20 protein-coding genes are annotated in these 18054 nt (G+C 62.0%); 8 read left to right on the plus strand and 12 right to left on the minus strand.

Annotated features, from left to right (window positions below; genetic code table 11):
• Window positions 1-49 precede the first annotated feature (49 nt).
• The 3 genes from B0G74_RS13310 to B0G74_RS13320 all read left to right on the plus strand — a co-directional run bounded on the left by B0G74_RS13310 (window position 50) and on the right by B0G74_RS13320 (window position 1417).
• Complete coding sequence (locus tag B0G74_RS13310) at window positions 50-448, plus strand: OsmC family protein (protein WP_132375203.1); 399 nt, start codon at window positions 50-52, stop codon at window positions 446-448.
• A 24-nt stretch (window positions 449-472) separates the two neighbouring features.
• Window positions 473-955 carry an SRPBCC family protein gene (locus tag B0G74_RS13315; protein WP_132375204.1) on the plus strand — a complete coding sequence of 161 codons (483 nt, stop codon included), beginning with the start codon at window positions 473-475 and terminating at the stop codon, window positions 953-955.
• Between the two features lie 195 nt (window positions 956-1150).
• Window positions 1151-1417 (plus strand): hemin uptake protein HemP, encoded by a 267-nt coding sequence (locus tag B0G74_RS13320; protein WP_132375205.1) that lies wholly within the window; start codon window positions 1151-1153, stop codon window positions 1415-1417.
• Window positions 1418-1704: 287 nt separating this feature from the next.
• Here B0G74_RS13320 and B0G74_RS13325 read toward each other — a convergent pair whose 3' ends face one another.
• From B0G74_RS13325 to uvrB, 5 genes are all read right to left on the minus strand, one after another.
• A complete protein-coding gene (locus tag B0G74_RS13325) occupies window positions 1705-3111 on the minus strand; it encodes a 4Fe-4S binding protein (RefSeq protein ID WP_132375206.1) in 1407 nt (468 codons plus the stop codon).
• Window positions 3108-3953 (minus strand): FTR1 family protein, encoded by an 846-nt coding sequence (locus B0G74_RS13330; protein ID WP_132375207.1) that lies wholly within the window; start codon window positions 3951-3953, stop codon window positions 3108-3110. Before B0G74_RS13330 ends, B0G74_RS13325 begins: the two co-directional genes overlap by 4 nt.
• A gap of 75 nt (window positions 3954-4028) precedes the next feature.
• The gene (locus tag B0G74_RS13335) at window positions 4029-4361 is read right to left on the minus strand and encodes a cupredoxin domain-containing protein (protein ID WP_132375208.1); all 333 of its coding nucleotides are present in this window, start codon (window positions 4359-4361) and stop codon (window positions 4029-4031) included.
• Between the two features lie 102 nt (window positions 4362-4463).
• The gene (locus tag B0G74_RS13340; protein WP_132375209.1) at window positions 4464-5012 is read right to left on the minus strand and encodes an iron transporter; all 549 of its coding nucleotides are present in this window, start codon (window positions 5010-5012) and stop codon (window positions 4464-4466) included.
• 330 nt (window positions 5013-5342) lie between these two features.
• Window positions 5343-7436: an excinuclease ABC subunit UvrB gene (gene uvrB, locus B0G74_RS13345; RefSeq protein ID WP_132375210.1), complete on the minus strand. Its 2094-nt coding sequence runs from the start codon at window positions 7434-7436 to the stop codon at window positions 5343-5345.
• 464 nt (window positions 7437-7900) lie between these two features.
• On the opposite strand from uvrB, the gene B0G74_RS13350 reads away from it, so the two are divergent.
• On the plus strand, window positions 7901-9100 hold the full coding sequence (locus tag B0G74_RS13350) for an amino acid aminotransferase (protein WP_132375211.1): 1200 nt from the start codon (window positions 7901-7903) through the stop codon (window positions 9098-9100).
• Window positions 9101-9319: 219 nt separating this feature from the next.
• Here B0G74_RS13350 and B0G74_RS13355 read toward each other — a convergent pair whose 3' ends face one another.
• A complete protein-coding gene (locus B0G74_RS13355; RefSeq protein WP_132375212.1) occupies window positions 9320-10558 on the minus strand; it encodes a patatin-like phospholipase family protein in 1239 nt (412 codons plus the stop codon).
• Between the two features lie 10 nt (window positions 10559-10568).
• Entirely contained in the window at window positions 10569-11366 is a 798-nt protein-coding gene (locus tag B0G74_RS13360; protein ID WP_132375213.1) for a 3-hydroxybutyrate dehydrogenase, read from the minus strand.
• A 223-nt stretch (window positions 11367-11589) separates the two neighbouring features.
• On the opposite strand from B0G74_RS13360, the gene B0G74_RS13365 reads away from it, so the two are divergent.
• Window positions 11590-12561 (plus strand): aldo/keto reductase, encoded by a 972-nt coding sequence (locus tag B0G74_RS13365; RefSeq protein WP_132375214.1) that lies wholly within the window; start codon window positions 11590-11592, stop codon window positions 12559-12561.
• A 49-nt stretch (window positions 12562-12610) separates the two neighbouring features.
• On the opposite strand, the gene B0G74_RS45745 is transcribed toward B0G74_RS13365, so the two are convergent.
• The gene (locus tag B0G74_RS45745) at window positions 12611-12832 is read right to left on the minus strand and encodes a hypothetical protein (protein ID WP_165923794.1); all 222 of its coding nucleotides are present in this window, start codon (window positions 12830-12832) and stop codon (window positions 12611-12613) included.
• On the opposite strand from B0G74_RS45745, the gene rlmJ reads away from it, so the two are divergent.
• Window positions 12776-13621: a 23S rRNA (adenine(2030)-N(6))-methyltransferase RlmJ gene (gene rlmJ, locus B0G74_RS13370; RefSeq protein WP_132375215.1), complete on the plus strand. Its 846-nt coding sequence runs from the start codon at window positions 12776-12778 to the stop codon at window positions 13619-13621. The two genes, B0G74_RS45745 and rlmJ, sit on opposite strands and share 57 nt — an antisense overlap.
• Before the next feature lie 170 nt (window positions 13622-13791).
• On the opposite strand, the gene B0G74_RS13375 is transcribed toward rlmJ, so the two are convergent.
• The 4 genes from B0G74_RS13375 to cueR form a co-directional block, all read right to left on the minus strand.
• Window positions 13792-14832 carry an ABC transporter substrate-binding protein gene (locus tag B0G74_RS13375; protein WP_132375216.1) on the minus strand — a complete coding sequence of 347 codons (1041 nt, stop codon included), beginning with the start codon at window positions 14830-14832 and terminating at the stop codon, window positions 13792-13794.
• A gap of 344 nt (window positions 14833-15176) precedes the next feature.
• Window positions 15177-15521 (minus strand): hypothetical protein, encoded by a 345-nt coding sequence (locus tag B0G74_RS13380; RefSeq protein ID WP_132375217.1) that lies wholly within the window; start codon window positions 15519-15521, stop codon window positions 15177-15179.
• 230 nt (window positions 15522-15751) lie between these two features.
• Window positions 15752-15898, minus strand: coding sequence for a DUF3563 family protein (locus B0G74_RS13385; RefSeq protein ID WP_012432419.1), 147 nt, complete (start codon window positions 15896-15898; stop codon window positions 15752-15754).
• Between the two features lie 305 nt (window positions 15899-16203).
• On the minus strand, window positions 16204-16626 hold the full coding sequence (cueR, locus tag B0G74_RS13390; RefSeq protein ID WP_132375218.1) for a Cu(I)-responsive transcriptional regulator: 423 nt from the start codon (window positions 16624-16626) through the stop codon (window positions 16204-16206).
• A gap of 125 nt (window positions 16627-16751) precedes the next feature.
• Between cueR and B0G74_RS13395 the strand changes: the two genes are divergently transcribed.
• The gene (locus B0G74_RS13395) at window positions 16752-17003 is read left to right on the plus strand and encodes a heavy-metal-associated domain-containing protein (RefSeq protein ID WP_132375219.1); all 252 of its coding nucleotides are present in this window, start codon (window positions 16752-16754) and stop codon (window positions 17001-17003) included.
• Window positions 17004-17016: 13 nt separating this feature from the next.
• Window positions 17017-17931, plus strand: coding sequence for an SDR family oxidoreductase (locus tag B0G74_RS13400; RefSeq protein ID WP_132375220.1), 915 nt, complete (start codon window positions 17017-17019; stop codon window positions 17929-17931).
• Window positions 17932-18054: the final 123 nt, after the last annotated feature.

Here is an 18054-nt window from a genome sequence, read left to right on the forward strand (position 1 = left end):
ATAACGGGCCGTGGCGCGCGGCGATTTCCGTCCCTGTTCAGGAGCGCGCATGGCAGAGTCCACCGTCACCGCACACATCGGTTCGACGAATTTCCAGGTTCTTTTCGACGACGGCACGCACACATGGCTTGCCGACGAACCCGAGTCGCTCGGCGGCGGTGATCGCGGGCCGACGCCTGTGTCACTGTTGCTGTCGAGCCTCGGTGCTTGCACGTCGATCACGCTGAAGATGTACGCCCAGCGCAAGGACTGGCCGCTCGCCGACGTGCGCGTGACGCTTTCGCTCGAAACCGGCGACGCGGGCACGACCATCGATCGCAGGATCGTGCTCGAAGGCAATCTGTCCGACGAACAGCGGGAACGGCTCTTGCAAATCGCCAATCAGTGCCCGGTTCACAAGATCCTCACGCATTCGATTACGATCCGTTCGGGGCTCGCCGTCGCTTAAACGCTTTCATAGGAAGCCGTCGTTTTGAATTTCGAACACCTTATCCAGATCAACGACCCGTTGAATCCGTTTGTCGAATCGATGACCCGCGAGCAGTTGTGGGAGGGTCTCGTGCTGCGTGCCGAACAGCCGCAACTGTTCGTGATGGGGCTCGATAGTTGCACGATTCTTTCGCGCGACGGCAACGTCCTCGAACGGGAGCTGCACTATGGCCAGGCCACGGTGCGCGACCGCGTCACGCTGGAGGAGAGCCAGAGCGTGCGCTACGACATTCTGCCGACGGCCGATCACGTCGGCGGCTCGCTCACCATGACGATTGAGCAACCGGACGAACTGCAACTGTTCCTGCGCTTCGAGTACGCGACCACGCTGCCCGAATCGACCGATCCCGACGCGCATCAGACGCAGGAGATCGTGAAGTCGGCATATCGGGAGAACGATATCGATACCGTTCGGCTGATTCGCCAGTATGTGCAAACGAAACGGGAGCCCGGCACGCTGCATTGAATGTCGCGCGGGCACCCTGCTCGCCATTGAGCGCAAGACCGCCGAACGAGCTGGCGGTCTTGCTGCAAACTCCTCCGCCGTTCCGCCTCCCCCCACAGACTATCGAAAATCAAATCCGATCAATTTCTCTTCCTTGTAAATGGGAATAGTTATCATTTAGAATTAATCCATCGAATCGACCAACAGCTAAAACGAATGACCGATCCCACGCGCCCTTCCACACTCAGCCTGCGCCGCCCGGCGGCCGCGCTGACCAGCCGCCCGAAAACGTCGACGGCGACGGCACCGGTAACCGGCCAGAAACCCGGCGCGGATCGGACTAACGGTTCGGGCGAGACGTCGGAGCGAGTCGTACGGAGCGACGCTCTGTTGCAAGGACATAGCCACGTCAGCATCGTGCATAACGGCGAGACCTATCAGTTGCGGGCAACGCGCTTAGGCAAGCTGATCCTGACGAAGTAGGAACGAATAGCAGTCAGTACCGGGTATTGTGGGGACCACCTCCCAGAGAGGTGTTGGGCAGTAGCCAGCCATGACGGCTTGCACGCGAGAACTAGACCCCTTCGTGCAGACACCAAGCCAGCCGTCGCAGCAAGCCAGGCCGCTTTTTTTGGTTCTCACTCGATACGGCAGCACGCAACACCGTGTGCCGATCATGTGGAAAATGGAAAAGCCGTGGGATGTTGTCATCTCCACGGCTTTTTGTTTTGTGCTGGCGCTAACTACTGCAAGCGCGAGCGGTGAATTCGTTACTTCGAAGCCCAGCCCCAGAACATCAACCACCACGCGCTATCGACCACGGCCAGCGCCGCGGCGAACCACACCATCGCGAGACCGCGTTGAACGAAACGCTCGCTATAGCGGCGCGTGACGAGCCAGGCGAGCCACGCGCTCCACAGATTGGCAATTGCCAGAATCGCGATGCGCATATCCGACGCCCACCACAACGACACATGCTCCGCGCGCAACAGCGACAGCGTGGTAGCGGACAGGCCGAGGAACACGCCCGCGCCGGCAATCGGAATCAGCCCTTGCGTCAAATGATGCAGACGCACGGTATTGAAGCGCCCCAGCATGCGCGTCGCGCCCATCAGCAGCACCAGCAGCGCGGTGCCGTACACCAGTGCCGTGGCGAGGATGTAGCCGATTACCATCGTGCCGTCGAGCCACGAGAACACATCGTTCTGCTCGGGATAGTGCGTGAACAGGAACCACGGCGCGTTGGTGTCGAGCGGCCACGTGATGTCGTGATCGACCAGCCAGTTCGCGAAGAACATCTTCAGATCGATGAACCAGCGCGACGCGGTCCAGTGAAACGCGCCGATCGCGATGCCGAGCAGGCCATACAGGATCAACGCGGTATCCCACGCATTGGCCTGCTTGTCGCCCAACTGGACCACTTCCGACGACGGCGCGCGCCACGTCAACGCAATCGCGTCACGGTGGCCGCTGCATCGTCCGCACATATGGCAGTCCGACGCGCCCTTCATATTGCGCAACGGCACGAGCGGCGCGCAATTGATTGGAATCACGCGATGCCCATGCTCGCCGTTCTTGTAGGAGCGGCGCCATGCGTCTTCATCGACTTTGTAGTGAAACGGCGCGAGGCGTGCCAGAAGCGAAAAAACCCCGTTGACGGGGCACAGATACTTGCACCAGACACGCTTCTCACGTCCGTATAGCAAGCCGATGATCATCGCCGCGAAGGTCGAGCCGCCCAATACCAGCAGCACGGCCTTCGGATACTGGTAGACGCTCACCATCTGACCGTAGATGGTCGTGATGCCGAACGCGACGAACGGCCAGCCGCCCCAGCGCATCCAGCGTGGAATCGCCCAGCCTCGCCCGTATTTGCTGGCGAATTCGGCGAGCGCGCCTTCGGGGCACAGCACGCCACACCAGACGCGGCCGAGCATGACCATGGAGAGCAGGACGAACGGCCACCAGATACCCCAGAACACGAACTGCGCGGCGAGCGTCAGGTTGTTCCAAAGGTGCGCCGTGTCGTCCGGCAGCGGCATCACGGCCGGCACCAGAATCAGAAATGCGTACACCGCCACCACGACCCACTGAATACCGCGAATCGCGGCACCGTGACGTTGCATCCACTGCCCGGCCGCCGCGAGGCGCCCCGGACGGGTCATGACCGTGCTCATGCCGTGCGCCCGGCGGCTTGCGGCGCCGGCTTGCGATTCGCGCGGCGCACCAGCAGATAGACGACCGCCCAATACGCCACATAGGCGATCAGATTCATCAGCGCCGGGTGGGCGCGATAGCCGGTTAGCGTGGCGACCAGCGAACCGAAGGTGCTCGAATCATCGAGAATCGCCGACGAATTCCACATCTGGTCGACGATCGTCGGCAGGATTTCCTTGTCGATCAGCTTGTCGACACCGGTCTGGAACAGACCCGCGCCGAGAAACAGCAGCATGATTTCCGTGATGCGGAAAAAGAGCCGCCACGAGAAGATCTTGCCGCCGAGTTGCAGCACGTAGAAGGTCAGGAATGCGAGCGCCAGGCCGATCACGACCGCGAGCGTCTGGCTGGCGTCCACGTGACCCGACTGGCCGAAGCCGAGCCCGTACAGAAAGATCACCGTCTCGCTGCCTTCACGCGCAATGGCCAACGCCACCAGCAATGCGACGCCCCACCAGTTCGAATCGCGCTGGCTCTTTTGCAGCGACTGTTCCATGTCGCGCTTGAGCGTGCGGCCGTGCCGCTTCATCCACAGCACCATTTGCACGATCAGCACGCAAGCGACCAGCACCATCGCGGTCTGGAAATAATCCTGCGCGTCACCGGAGAGCACTTCGGTGAAGCCGACCAGCGCGGCGCCGAGCGCCACCGCCGCTATCACGCCAGCCGCCACGCCGCCCCACAGGTACGGCAAACCGCGGCGCGCGTCGTCGTCGCCATTTTTCAGCCACGCGTACAGGATGCCGACGACCAGCAACGCCTCGACACTTTCCCGCCACACGATGAATAGAATCTGACCCATCAAGCTCTCCCTCTACCTGCTTCTGCTTCCAGCGAACGCGGACCTGATGACGGCCGGCGCTCGCGTCCCAAGCCACTACTTCGCGACGATGACGCCCTGCGCCTGCTGGTGGAAATCGTCGAAAAACTTGTATTCGCCCGGCTCGAGCGGCGCGATCACGACGAACGAATCCGCGCCCGGCGCCAACACCTTTTCTTTGCGCAATTGCACGCTTTCGAATTCGGCCGCGCCTTTGCCGGTGTTGCGCACTTCGATCTTGATACGCTGCCCCGCCGGCACTTCGATGCGGGCCGGGTTCAGCTTGCCGTCGTTCATTTCCAGCTTGAAGGTCGGCAGGTCGGCTGCGTGGGCCGCGCCCGCCAGCAAAGCCGTGGCGGCGAAGATCGCGATCTTTCGGTTGATTCTCATTAGCCCTTCCGGAAAACGCGGCGCGTTGGCATTCAACCGCCAAAGCGCCGCCTGCTGCATTGGCTCGCTCAGCTCATTCGGTCATTCACTCACGCGCGGCGATCAGTAGCCGCCCTTCTTGCCGATTCCGGCGAAGGTGAAGTCGTATTCGAGCGTGATCGGCTTGAACCACGGACCCACGCCGGTTTCCTTGTCGACGTGGCGGCCGAAAGCCATATGGCCCGTTTGCATCGGTGCCTCGACGATCATCTTCAGGTGATATTTGCCCGGGCCTTGCAGCTTGACGTTGTCGCCATAGTGCGGACCGTCGTTGGCGACCATCGCCATCAGGTCGCCCTTCTGCGTCTGGGTCGAACCGGCTTTCGTCAGTTCATAGTGCACTTGCAGATACGGCATCCAGTCGCCTTCGGCGAAACCGGTCGGGTTGTTCTTGACCGCGTGAATGTCCGCTTCGAGGTGGATGTCCGAATCCGAGGCTTTGCGCATCATGCCTTCGGGTTCCATCGTGATCGGCTGCAGATAGACCGCGTTGATTTCCATGCCGCCATGAATCTGCTGCTTGCCGATCGGATACTCCGCCGCCGCTGCCGAGAAAGCCGCCACTGCGGCCAGCGTTGCCGCGCCACCGCGCACAAATGAAGAAATCCGCATTGAAACTCCTTGTTTTTATCAGACTGGAATCGAACCCATTGGAACAGTGCGTCGCGCATACCTCGATGCAGCGGTCGCGGGCCTTGAGCACCGCGATCGATCGCCAGCCAGGCGGCAGTACGAACGTTAATGCGAACCATTCTCAATATTGGTCGAGTTTATCATCGATCGCAAGGGAGAACAAATCAGAACGCACGCAAAGCCTTGTGGCAGCAGGGTCTTAAGGCGGTCTTAAGAAAGTGCTGGAATGGAATGATGCGAGGCCGGGCGAGTGCCCGGCATTGATCGACAGGGCGCGGCACGTTGCCGCGCCCCGAGGCGGAAAAACGACTAGTCGACGCCCGACACGTGGTCGCCGGCGTTCGCGCCGAACACGCGCTGGCGCAGCAACGCGAGTTGGTCGCGGGTCTGCGCGGCCTTCTCGAACTCGAGGTTCTTGGCGTGCTCCATCATCTGCTTTTCGAGGCGCTTGAGTTCCTTGGCAAGCTGCTTCTCGGACATGTCCTCGAATTTCGCGCGCGCCTGCTGTTCCTTCAGTTCGGCGCGAGCATCGTCGACGTTGTACACGCCGTCGATAATGTCGCGAATGCGCTTGACCACCCCGCGCGGCGTAATGCCGTTCTCGAGGTTGAAGGCGATCTGCTTGTTACGCCGCCGCTCGGTTTCGTCGATCGCGCGACGCATCGAGTCGGTGACCTTGTCCGCGTAGAGAATCGCTTTGCCGTTCACATTCCGCGCCGCCCGTCCAATGGTCTGGATCAGCGAGCGCTCAGCGCGCAAAAAGCCTTCCTTGTCCGCATCGAGAATCGCGACCAGCGACACTTCCGGAATATCCAGCCCCTCGCGCAACAGGTTGATCCCCACCAGCACGTCGAAGGTGCCCAAGCGCAGATCGCGGATGATTTCGACGCGCTCCACCGTGTCGATGTCGCTGTGCAGATAGCGCACCTTGACGCCGTGATCAGCAAGAAACTCCGTCAACTGCTCGGCCATGCGCTTGGTCAGCACCGTGACCAGCACGCGGTCGCCCACCTTGACGCGCTCGTTGATCTCGCCGAGCACGTCGTCGACCTGGCTGCGTGCCGGCCGCACCTCGATTTCCGGATCGACGAGGCCAGTCGGACGCACCAGTTGCTCCGCCACCTGCCCTGCCGTCTTCTGCTCGTAGTCGGCCGGCGTGGCCGACACGAACACCACCTGGCGCATTTTGCGTTCGAACTCGTTGAACTTGAGCGGCCGGTTGTCGAGCGCCGACGGCAGACGGAAACCGTAATCGACCAGATTCTCCTTACGCGCACGGTCGCCGTTGTACATGCCGTTCAACTGGCCGATCAGCACGTGTGATTCGTCGAGCATCATGATCGCGTCCGACGGCAGGTAGTCGACCAGCGTAGGCGGCGGCTCGCCGGGCGCGGCGCCCGAGAAGTGCCGCGAATAGTTTTCGATGCCTTTGCAGAAGCCCAACTCCTGCAACATTTCCAGATCGAAGCGCGTGCGCTGTTCGAGCCGCTGCGCTTCAACCAGCTTTCCGCCGCTATAGAAGAATTCGAGCCGCTCGCGCAGTTCGTTCTTGATCGTTTCGACCGCGCGCACCACCGTATCGCGCGGCGTCACATAGTGCGACGACGGATACACCGTGAAACGCGGAATCTTCTGACGCACGCGGCCGGTGAGCGGATCGAACAGTTGCAGCGTTTCGACTTCGTCGTCGAACAGTTCGACGCGCACCGTCATCTCGGCGTGCTCCGCCGGGAAAATATCGATCGTGTCACCACGCACGCGGAACGAGCCGCGCTGGAAGTCGGCTTCGTTGCGGTTGTATTGCATGGCGATCAGCCGCGCGATGATGTCGCGCTGACCGAGCTTGTCGCCGGTGCGCAGCGTCAGAATCATCTGGTGGTATTCGGATGGATTGCCGATACCGTAAATGGCCGACACGGTCGCCACGATCACCACGTCGCGCCGCTCCATCAGGCTCTTGGTGGCCGACAGCCGCATCTGTTCGATATGTTCATTGATCGACGAGTCCTTCTCGATGAACAGATCGCGCTGCGGCACGTACGCTTCCGGCTGGTAGTAGTCGTAGTACGAGACGAAGTACTCGACCGCGTTGCGCGGGAAGAACTCGCGGAACTCCGAATAGAGCTGCGCGGCGAGCGTCTTGTTCGGCGCGAACACGATGGCCGGGCGGCCGAGCCGCGCGATCGTGTTGGCCATCGTGAAGGTCTTGCCGGAACCGGTCACGCCGAGCAGCGTCTGGAACGCGAGGCCGTCCTCGACGCCTTCGACGAGCCTGTCGATCGCCGTGGGCTGATCGCCGGCGGGCGGATACGGCTGGTAGAGCTGAAACGGCGAGCCTTCGAACCTGACGAATTTGGATTCGTCGAGCGTTTCTTCGGCTTCAGTCAGATGTTGTTCGGACATGGGGGGCGGCACCGGGCCTTGGGCAAAGAACTATTCTAACGGGTTGCGGGAATCGAAGACCGAGCGGGTCTGCGTAGGGTTTGGGGCCGCTCGCGTGGGTAGGGTCCGACGCGATGGTACGGCCCTTTGGAGCAGCCGCGCGGCTTCTCGCGGCTTCTGGTCATGGCAGCCGACGCTCACTACAAGCCATGGCCACGCCTGGTTGCGTGCCGCTCGCTGGGCTTCTCCGCGCGGCCTGCCAGGCAGCGCCGCTATTGCCAGGTGGCGTCGGAGTGCCTGTTTTTCAAGCAAAAAAATCTCTACGAGCGGCGTTGGCGTCCGAAAAACGGTCGCGAATTCGTTACAATGCGGAGTTGCGCTCGCTCGCCGTTGTCCGCCGCCTGTCCGCGTTTTGCGTCGGACGCCGCTGGCCCGGCCGTCCGCGATCGAAGCCGCCCTCTTCTCACTACTGCTGCCCACCCATCATGTCTCTGTTCTCCGCCGTCGAACTTGCTCCCCGCGACCCGATTCTGGGCCTGAACGAAGCCTTCAACGCCGATGCGCGCACCACCAAGGTCAACCTTGGCGTCGGCGTGTACTTCAACGAAGAAGGCAAGATTCCGCTGCTGCGCGCCGTGCGCGACGCCGAAAAGGCTCGCGTCGAAGCCGCGCTGCCGCGCGGGTATCTGCCCATCGAAGGCATTGCCGCTTACGACGCCGCCGTGCAGAAACTGCTGCTCGGCAACGACTCGCCGTTGATCGCAGCGGGCCGCGTCGTGACGGCGCAAGCATTGGGCGGCACGGGCGCGCTGAAGATCGGCGCCGATTTCCTGAAGCGCCTGAACCCGAACACCAAAGTCGCGATCAGCGATCCGAGTTGGGAAAACCACCGCGCGCTGTTTGAAAGCGCAGGCTTTGAAGTCGTGTCGTACCCGTACTACGATGCGCACACGCACGGCGTGAATTTCGACGCCATGTTGAGCACGCTGAACAGCTACGCCGCCGGCACCGTCGTCGTGCTGCACGCGTGCTGCCACAACCCGACCGGCGTGGACCTGAGCGTCGAGCAATGGAAGCAGGTTGTCGAAGTGGTGAAGGCGCGCAATCTGGTGCCGTTCCTCGACATCGCGTATCAAGGGTTCGGCGACAACATCGAAGCGGACGCCGCGGCAGTGCGTCTCTTCGCTGCGTCGGAACTGAACGTGTTCGTGTCGTCGTCGTTCTCGAAGTCGTTCTCGCTATACGGCGAGCGCGTCGGCGCGCTGTCGATCATCACGGCAAGCAAGGAAGAAGCCGCTCGCGTGCTGTCGCAACTCAAGCGCGTGATCCGCACGAACTACTCGAACCCGCCGACGCATGGCGGCTCGGTGGTCGCGGCAGTGCTCGCGTCGCCGGAACTGCGCGCCACGTGGGAAACCGAACTGGCCGAAATGCGTGACCGTATCCGCGCCATGCGCAACGGTCTGGTCGAGCGTCTGAAGGCGAGCGGCGTGGATCGCGACTTCAGCTTCGTGAACGCGCAGCGCGGCATGTTCTCGTACTCGGGTCTGACCGCACCGCAAGTGGACCGTCTGCGCGAAGAGTTCGGCATCTACGCTGTGAGCACCGGTCGCATCTGCGTGGCTGCGCTGAATACGCGCAACCTCGACGTAGTGGCTAACGCGGTCGCTCACGTGTTGAAGTAAGGTATTGGCGGGCGCGGGCATTCATTGCACCCGCTCCGCTGGAAATGCTTGTGAAAACGGCGCCCTTTTTAGGGCGCCGTTTTTGTTTGCGGCCTGTTTGCGTTCGCAACTTACTTGTTGCCTGTTGCTCGAGCAAGGCCGCTTTCGACACAGCAAGGACTGCCACAATTGCCGCGACCCACTTCATTCAGTCATGCGCCACTCGGACCCGTGGCTCCTTCAGCGCGAATCCCGATGGATATCGTGCGTGACAAAACCCGCATCGTTATCCGGCATGTCGAGCCAATCCGGTTGCGCGAGCGAATGGCGGATATCTTCCAAACCGCTTTGCCAATGTTCTCGCATTGTCGACAGACCGAACTGGAAGTCCTTGTAGTGCCCTTCGTACTCCTTGTGCCGGTAGATAAGATGGATCACGTTGTAGCGCTTCGAACACGACAGATCTTCGGCAAGCTTGCACCACGGATCGTCACGCTGATCGGACGGCACGCGATCCAGCACCTCGCGCAACACGTGCCGGAACCGCTGCGACCGTTGCAGCATATCGGTCACGAGACGCGTGCGGCTCGAATACTGGATGTCCTTCACGCGCCCTTGCACGTCGGTGATGTTGTCCGGCACCGGCCCGATCGCGCTCCAGAGATCGACCTGGAAGGCGAGCGTGTCACGACGCGGCGTGGACTGGATCACTTCGTAGAGCGGCGTGTTCGACATCAAGCCGCCGTCCCAGTAGTACTGGCCGTCGATCTCGACCGCCGCGAAGCCGGGCGGCAACGCGCCTGACGCCATGAAATGCTCGGGCCTGAGCGTCGTATGCGTGTTATCGAAGTACGCGAAATTCCCCGTGCCGCAATTGACCGCCCCCACTGAGACGCGCATTTCCTTCGAATTGATCCGATCGAAATCGCAGAACGCTTCGAGCGTGGCCTTCAACGGCGTGGTGTCGTAGTAGCTGGCCAGTTGCGGCGGCCCGGACACGGTGGGCAACGGCGGCGGAAAGCGCGGTACGAAAAAGCCCTTTTGCCCTTCGACGATGGCGCCGATTGCCTGCGTTGCCGTAAAGGCCTTACGCACGGCGTCGCTGGAATTGAAGAGCGCGTGTTCGATAAACGCGGGCAACGGCGGCCCGAAGGCCGGCTGGCAAATCGTCTCCCAGAATTGCAACAGCCGTTCGACCCGCTTTTCGGGCGGATTGCCTGCAATGATCGCCGTATTCAACGCGCCGATCGAAATACCGGCCAGCCAGTTCGGCTCGATGCCGGCTTCGTAAAGTCCCTGAAAGACGCCAGCCTGATAGGCGCCCAATGCGCCGCCGCCTTGCAGCATCAAGGCAACGGTTTCGTAGTTGGGCAAATGGAGGTGCCGGCCGGGATGTGCGGAGGGCGCCGGACCGGCGCCCTCGCCTTCCCCGTCGCCGGGCGCGCCGACGCGCGCCCGCTTGAGATTGCGTTGCGCCATAGGCACCTCCTTATTGCATATACCAGCCGTGGCTCACAATAAAGGACTGGCCGGTCAGCGCCGCCGTCGGGAAGGTGGACAGGAACAGCACCGTTTGCGCGACGTCTTCCACCGTGGTGAAGACCCCGTCGACTGTGCCGCCCAGCATGACGCGCTTGACCACGTCTTCCTCGCTGATGCCCAGTTCCTTGGCCTGTTCGGGAATCTGCTTGTCGACGAGCGGCGTGCGCACGAAACCAGGACACACGACATGCGAGCGCACGTTGTGCTTTGCGCCTTCTTTAGCCAGCACGCGCGCGAGACCCAGCAGCGCGTGCTTGGCCGTCACATAGGCCGATTTGAGCGGCGACGCTTCGTGCGAGTGGACCGAGCCCATGTAGATCACGATGCCGCCGCGATCGTCCTTGTACATGTGCTTGAGCGCGGCCTTGGTGGTCAGGAAGGCGCCGTCCACGTGGATCGCCTGCATTTTTTTCCAGTCTGAAAACGAATAGTTTTCGATCGGGTTAACGATCTGGATGCCGGCGTTGGAAATGAGAATATCGACCGAACCGAGTTCCGCGGCCACTTTGTCGATGCCTTGATTGACGGCGTCTTCGTTCGTGACGTCCATCGCCACGCCGATTGCCTTGCCGCCGCCCTTCTTGATTTCTTCAGCGACGGCGTTCGCTCCGTCCTGATTCAGGTCGGCGATCGCGACAGCCGCGCCCGCCGCGGAAAGAGTCAGCGCAATCTGCTTGCCGATGCCGCTTGCGGCGCCAGTAACCACCGCAACCTTGCCATTCAGATTCGTGTTCGTTGACGACATCTAGAACCTCCATGCAGTTGATGAGCAATGAGACCGCGGGCCGCGGGCGGCGTGAAGTCAGCCAAACGGCATAGGCCGTTCGGCCGAATGCTGCACTGCGGCCAACGCTGCTATTGTGCATGAACCGTGTGAACTCCATCGGTTAAAAGCACATCGAAGCGTATCTCTTTAAACTGGACGTTTTCGGCGGGATTCCGGTGGCATCACCAACAAGGAGCAATGCATGAATTATCGACGTCTGGGCCGTTCCGGCCTGCAAGTCAGCGAACTGTCCATCGGCTCGTGGGTCACCTACGGCAATCAGGTGGACACCCACGCGGCGCGCGAATCGCTCGCGGCCGCGCGCGACGCGGGAGTCAACTTCTTCGACAACGCCGAGGTCTATGCCGGCGGCAAGTCCGAAGAGATCATGGGCCAGGCGCTCAAGGAACTGGCGTGGCCGCGCGTGAGCTACGTAGTGTCGACGAAATTCTTCTGGGGACTCGCGGAAGCGCCGAACCAGTACCACACGCTGAACCGCAAATATCTGCTGAACGCGATCGACGCGTCGCTCAAACGGCTGCAGCTCGACTATGTCGATCTGGTGTTCTGTCATCGTCCCGACCCGAACACGCCGGTGGAGGAAACCGTCTGGGCCATGAGCGACATGATCACTCGCGGCAAGGCGCTGTACTGGGGCACGTCCGAATGGAGCGCCGATGAAATCCGCGCTGCTTACGACATCGCGGAACGGCATCATCTGCACAAGCCGGTCATGGAGCAGCCGCAGTACAACCTGTTCCATCGCAACCGCGTCGAGCAGGAATACAAGCGGCTTTACGAGGATATCGGCCTCGGGCTGACCACCTGGAGCCCGCTTGCATCCGGCTTGCTGACCGGCAAATACCGCGACGGCGTGCCGGCCGACAGCCGCGCGCAATTGCAGGGCTACGACTGGCTGCGCAAGCAGGTCACCGACGCCGGCAAGAACAACGTGGTCGGCAAGCTCGGCGAAGTGGCCGATGAGTTGGGCTGCACCGTCGGTCAGCTCGCCATTGGCTGGATTCTGAAGAATCCCAATGTGAGTACGGTGATCACAGGTGCGTCACGGGTCGAACAGATCGGCGAGAACATGAAGTCCGCCGATGTAGCCGAGCGGATCACGCCGGAGATCAAAACCCGAATCGAGGAAATTATCGGCGACGCCCACGACTGACCGGACTCGCGTGACCGCGTAACATGGCCGTGGCGGCATCGCGGCTGTGTTACGCATGGAACTTGCTGCAATGCGCAGGGCGCGACGCGGTGTCGCGTACAATACGCGACCGCGCTGCACACCGGCGCTGTATGTCCGCGTTGTGCAGCCACATTGCAGCCGCATCGCCGAATCCGCCCTGGAGCGGCACGCCCTCTTTCAGCGTCTCCTCATCATGCTCAGCTACCGCCACGCCTTTCATGCAGGCAATCACGCCGACGTTCTGAAACACGCCGTCGTGTTGCAGCTCCTGCGCTACCTCGGCCAGAAGGACAAGTCCTACTGGTATATCGACACGCATGCGGGCGCCGGCGTCTACTCGCTGAAGGAAGGTTACGCGACCAAAACCGGCGAGTTCCAGACCGGCATCGGCAAACTGTGGGGACGCAACGATCTGCCGCCGATGTTCGCCGACTACGTCGACGAAGTGAGCGCGCTCAATCCGGACGGCCAGCTGCGCTTCTATCCCGGCTCGCCGTATATCGCGTGGCGGCAGATGCGCGAACAGGACCGCATGCGTCTGTTCGAGCTGCACACCACCGAAATCGACGTGCTGCGCCACAATTTCCGCGACGCGGGCCGCCGCGCCATGCTCTATGCGGGGGACGGCTTCGACGGCATTCTTGCCTTGTTGCCGCCGGCCCCACGCCGCGCACTGGTGCTGCTCGATCCGTCGTATGAGGACAAGCGCGACTACACGCGCACACTGCGCTGCGTCGAAGAAAGCCTGAAGCGGTTTCCGACCGGTACGTATGCGGTCTGGTATCCGCAGGTGAGACGCCCTGAGTCGCAGCGCTTCCCCGATCAACTGAAGAAGCTGCAGGACCGGAACTGGCTGCACGTGAGTCTGACTGTCAGCAATCCGCCAGAAGATGGTTTTGGGCTTTTCGGCAGCGGCATGTTCATTCTGAACCCGCCGTATACGCTGGCAAAAACGTTGAAGGACCAGATGCCCTGGCTCGTCAACGCGCTTGGCGAGGACAAGGCCGCGCAGTTCAAGGTGGAGTATCGCGGCGACTGAGCTTCTTATTGTGGGAAGCGAGCTTTTTCGGCTGTGAGCTTTTGTCGGCTACGAGTTTTTGTGGCCTCCGAGCTTACGCGGTTCGTCGAGCCATCCTAACGTTGTCACCGGCCACGCGCGCACGACGCGCGCAGCCGGTGCGGCTGCTCAGTCAGTCCGGGCCGCGCCGCCTACTTGAGTTGCGCGTCAGCCTTCCGGGCGAAGTCGTTGGTATAGGTCGCGTTCAGGTCGATCTTTTTCGGATCGAGCCGGCTATCGAACGACGACAACGCGCGCAATGACGTCGCCGGACCGTCCGCGGGCATCAAGCCGTCCGGAGAATAGGCGTCGCGCACGTTGTGGAAGGCCTCCACATAGAGCGCCGAGTCGTTGAGCAGATAAGCCGGCGGCACCATCTTCAGCAGATCGGCATCGCTCGCGGTCTGCAGCCAGTGATCCGCGCGCACGATGGCATTGGCCAGCGCCTGCGTCGTCTTCGGATACTTCTGGATGAAATTGTCCGAGGCATAGAGCGTCGCCGCCGGCATCGTTCCGCCGAATACCTCTTGCGTGCCCTTCACCGTGCGCGTATCGACCAGCACCTTGATCGCGCCACTGCGCGTCAGTTTGGTCATCATCGGATCGACGTTGGAGAGCGCGTCGATCTGGCCGCCGCTTACCGCGGCGAGCACGGAGGCGCCGCTGCCCACGCCGATCGCTGAAATCTCGTTGCGCTGCACGCCGGCTTTGCGCAAAGCCACGGTGAGCACGAGATCCGTCGACGATCCCGGCGCGCTCACGCCGACTTTCGCGCCTTTGAAGTCCGCCAAAGTCTTGAGCTGGTCCGCCTTCGACTTCAACACGGCAACGACGATCTGCGGCGCGCGTCCCATCAACACGAACGCCCGGTAGTGCTGCCCTTTCTCCTGCATGAACAGCGTGTGCTCGAATGCGCCGGCACCCACGTCGGCGCTGCCGCCCACCACCGCTTCCAGCGCCTTCGATCCGCCCGCGAAATCCTCGAGCGTGACGTCGAGGCCTTCGTCCTTGAAGTAGCCCAACTGTTGCGCAGCGAGCACCGGCAGATAGTAGAGGCCCGGCAGACCACCGACTGCCATCGTCAGCGTGGGCTTTTCCGGTGTGTCTTTGGCGAGCGCGGCGCCAGGCAGCGCGACCAGTGCAAGCAGCGTGACGCAGGCGCCGGCGGCCTGCCGCATCCAGTGAGTCGGCATTCGATGTCTCCTTATTCTGTTTTTCGTTCGATACGGTGGCGCCGGGCTTGATGTGGGGCCCGCGTCGCTAGCGAGAGACCGCGCGATGATTGTCGTCGGACGGTTTCGCGCGCGCCATGCGCCCAAACCCCAATGGCGCACGCAGCGAGTCGGCGCATATGTCCGATCCCGTGCCTGTGCTCACGCCCAGCAATCACGCGCTGCCGTCGTCGGCGTGCAAGGCGGGGCTGCGTTAATCGCGGGCGTACTCGCGCAGGCGTCCACGAGGCGGTGGGATTAGCCGCGCACCCGAAGGATCAACGGATATGGAAGAGAGCCGGCGGGAACGGCCGCGTCGCGAGCATTTATTGCGGCCGGGGCACTGGACGAGGCTGCGGTTGCGGCAGCGGCATGCCTCCGCCCGCAGGCAACTGGATATAAGGCGCAACGACGATCGGGATTGTCGAATTCGGCGCCAGTTCGGCCGGCGTCGCGATGGGCTGCGCTTCGACGATCGGCTGATGCGAAAGCGGCGCGGTCTGCAGCACGGTGCCGCTCTGGCCGTCGTTGATGCCGTTCTGCGAGTCGAGAATCACCGGCTTGCGCGCACTGGTCGACGCAGCACAAGCGCTCGACATGGCAAAAACCGTGGTCAGCGAGGCTGCAATGGTCACGGCCAGGAGGGATTTGAGCGGGCGAACAGGTGACATGGGCGGACCGGTTGAGTGTGGGAAAGCCGGATTTCGCAGAAAACGCTTTACCTTACCGCGACGGTCGCCGCGAGGCTAGTCGATATTCGCCACAAATAGCCCGCAGACGCCGTCGGACTGAAATTTTCGACGTCCAGATGTGACAAAGCCCCGCATGGACGGGGCTTGACGCTTTTACTGCCGTGGCTGCGCGACAAGCGCTGCCGGGTCAAACTTGATGCAGTTGAAACTTACAGCGAGTAGCCGTTGGTTTCGAGCGAGCGGATGCGCTGTTCGAGCTGGACGATATCCGACGACGACGCCAGATAGGCTTCGCGGCGGGTGCGTTCAGCGGTTTCAAACCAGGTGCTCAGCTTTTCAAGTACGTATGCAAACATGATGTTCTCCAAGGATCAGATTGAATCCCCGGTGGATTGGGCATCAGGGATTTCCCGTAAAAGGGTTAACCCGGATTATAGCCCTATAGCGCAACCTGACTAGTGAAATGCCCGCATGACGTGCATTCCGTTTTGGAATGGTGCACGAGAGCGGTGCACGTAACTAGTTGATTTGGCTTAAATTGAGACGGATTTTTTGCAAAAATCGATACCGCCCCATATTTTAACGCACGATATTGGTGCAAATGTCGATTGGGTCGCAATTAACTCAGCTAGAGGTTGCGGCGAACGCCAAAAAGACCATCTCAAATTGGATGACAACCCTGTCCTGAGACCAGATCGGTATCCGCGAGTCGCTCGATGATCGGACAATCGGGGCGGTCGTCGCCGTGACAATGGTCGGCCAGGTGCGCCAGTGTGTCGCGCATGTCGGTCAGTTCAGCGATGCGGCGATCCAGCTCCGCAACGTGTTCCAACGCAATCGTCTTCACTTCGGCACTGGCGCGCGAGCGGTCGTGCCACAGCGCCAGCAGCCGTCGAATGTCTTCGACCAGAAAGCCAAGCCGGCGCGCCTGGCGAATGAAGCGCAACGAATGCACCTCTTGCGGGCCGTATACGCGGTAACCGGCGCTCGTGCGCGATTTCGCCGCCAGCAAGTCGACGCTTTCGTAGTAGCGAATCATTTTCGCCGTGACGCCCGACGCGCGGGCTGCTTCACCGATATTCATGGCTCTTTCCCCAGTCTATGTACGTCGATCGTACACCTTCCCATGATGGGAAGGTGTACCACTCAATTGCGAATCGGCAGGCATAATTCAACCATCGCACTATCCATTTTTCCGAGGCAATCCCGATGACAATCGAATTCCAGGTAGAAGGCATGAGCTGCCAGCACTGTGTGGCGGCGGTTACGAACGCAATCCGCGAACACGATGAAGCCGCGAAAGTCCACGTCGATCTGGCATCCGGGCGAGTGGCGATCGAATCGGCGCAACCGGCTGAGACGCTGAAGGCCGCCATCGACGAGGCCGGATACACGGTGACGGGCATCGCGAATGGCGCGTCAAACGACACGACAAACGGCGCGTCCGGCGCCGCCCGGTGAGCGAGTTCACGTCATGTTCAAAGTTGCCGTCATTGGTGCCTCAGGGCTGCTTGGCCGCGCGCTCGTCGACGAACTGGCGCAGCAGACCGGCTGGCAAGTCGTCGCCACAGCTTTCAGCCGGCTGGCGCCGGGCACGGTCGCGCTGGATATTCGCGACGCGCAGGCAGTCGAGCAGTTCGTCGAGCGCGAAGCGCCGGACGCGCTCGTGATTGCCGCGGCGGAGCGTCGGCCGGACGTGTGCGAGCATGATCCCGCGCTGGCCCGCGCGCTGAACGTCGACGCGGTGCGCACCCTTGCCGCGGCGGCGAACCGGCGCGGCGCATGGACGCTGTCGATCTCCACCGATTACGTGTTCGACGGCACGCACCCGCCCTACCAGCACGATTCCGCGCCCGCGCCACTCAACGCCTATGGGCGCAGCAAGCTCGAAGGCGAGCGCGCGTTGACTGAATCGACCGACCTCGGCTGCGTGCTGCGTTTGCCGTTGCTGTACGGGCCGATCGTCAGTTGGGCGGAGTCTGCCGTGACGAGTCTCGTGCCGGCGATCGCCGCGTCGGCCACGCCCGATGGCAAACCCGCCGTCATGGATGCATGGGCGATCCGTTATCCCACCTTCACGCCGGACGTCGCGTTCGTGATCCGGCAAATGCTCGAACGGCATGCGCGGGGCGACGCGATCCGCGGCATCGTGCAATGGTCCGGCGGCGAACCGATGAACAAGTACGAAATCGCCCTGCGCCTTGCCGAAGCGTTGCAAGTCGGCGCGCATCTGACGCCGCAACACACGCCGACCGATGCGACGCCGCGCCCGCATAACTGCCACCTGGCTTCGAGCCGGCTCGAGGCGCTCGGGATCGGCCGCCGCACACCGTTCGATACGGCGATCCGGCAGGTGTTAGCCGTGTTTCCGTGGCGAGGTGCCGAATAGGCGTAGAACGCCTCGTCTGGCAGATAGGGCTGGCCACGGCGGCACCCCGTGTCGCCATGAGTGCGATGCGCCGGCACGACGGCCTGATGGCGGTCGTGCGGGTTTAACAGCCGCAAGCCGCCC

It is taken from the genome of Paraburkholderia sp. BL9I2N2 (genome assembly GCF_004339745.1).
Classification (GTDB): Bacteria; Pseudomonadota; Gammaproteobacteria; order Burkholderiales; family Burkholderiaceae; genus Paraburkholderia.

Excerpts from the sequence above, each read along its gene's own strand:
- B0G74_RS13320 (WP_132375205.1), top strand. The coding sequence starts at position 1,151 with ATGACCGATCCCACGCGCCCTTCCACACTCAGCCTGCGCCGCCCGGCG.
- B0G74_RS13360 (WP_132375213.1), bottom strand. The coding sequence starts at position 11,366 with ATGTCGTCAACGAACACGAATCTGAATGGCAAGGTTGCGGTGGTTACT.
- B0G74_RS13325 (WP_132375206.1), bottom strand. The coding sequence starts at position 3,111 with ATGAGCACGGTCATGACCCGTCCGGGGCGCCTCGCGGCGGCCGGGCAG.
- B0G74_RS13340 (WP_132375209.1), bottom strand. The coding sequence starts at position 5,012 with ATGCGGATTTCTTCATTTGTGCGCGGTGGCGCGGCAACGCTGGCCGCA.
- rlmJ (WP_132375215.1), top strand. The coding sequence starts at position 12,776 with ATGCTCAGCTACCGCCACGCCTTTCATGCAGGCAATCACGCCGACGTT.
- B0G74_RS13380 (WP_132375217.1), bottom strand. The coding sequence starts at position 15,521 with ATGTCACCTGTTCGCCCGCTCAAATCCCTCCTGGCCGTGACCATTGCA.
- B0G74_RS13395 (WP_132375219.1), top strand. The coding sequence starts at position 16,752 with ATGACAATCGAATTCCAGGTAGAAGGCATGAGCTGCCAGCACTGTGTG.
- B0G74_RS13350 (WP_132375211.1), top strand. The coding sequence starts at position 7,901 with ATGTCTCTGTTCTCCGCCGTCGAACTTGCTCCCCGCGACCCGATTCTG.
- B0G74_RS13400 (WP_132375220.1), top strand. The coding sequence starts at position 17,017 with ATGTTCAAAGTTGCCGTCATTGGTGCCTCAGGGCTGCTTGGCCGCGCG.
- B0G74_RS13335 (WP_132375208.1), bottom strand. The coding sequence starts at position 4,361 with ATGAGAATCAACCGAAAGATCGCGATCTTCGCCGCCACGGCTTTGCTG.
- uvrB (WP_132375210.1), bottom strand. The coding sequence starts at position 7,436 with ATGTCCGAACAACATCTGACTGAAGCCGAAGAAACGCTCGACGAATCC.
- B0G74_RS13310 (WP_132375203.1), top strand. The coding sequence starts at position 50 with ATGGCAGAGTCCACCGTCACCGCACACATCGGTTCGACGAATTTCCAG.
- B0G74_RS13385 (WP_012432419.1), bottom strand. The coding sequence starts at position 15,898 with ATGTTTGCATACGTACTTGAAAAGCTGAGCACCTGGTTTGAAACCGCT.
- B0G74_RS13365 (WP_132375214.1), top strand. The coding sequence starts at position 11,590 with ATGAATTATCGACGTCTGGGCCGTTCCGGCCTGCAAGTCAGCGAACTG.
- B0G74_RS13355 (WP_132375212.1), bottom strand. The coding sequence starts at position 10,558 with ATGGCGCAACGCAATCTCAAGCGGGCGCGCGTCGGCGCGCCCGGCGAC.
- B0G74_RS13330 (WP_132375207.1), bottom strand. The coding sequence starts at position 3,953 with ATGGGTCAGATTCTATTCATCGTGTGGCGGGAAAGTGTCGAGGCGTTG.
- B0G74_RS13375 (WP_132375216.1), bottom strand. The coding sequence starts at position 14,832 with ATGCCGACTCACTGGATGCGGCAGGCCGCCGGCGCCTGCGTCACGCTG.
- cueR (WP_132375218.1), bottom strand. The coding sequence starts at position 16,626 with ATGAATATCGGTGAAGCAGCCCGCGCGTCGGGCGTCACGGCGAAAATG.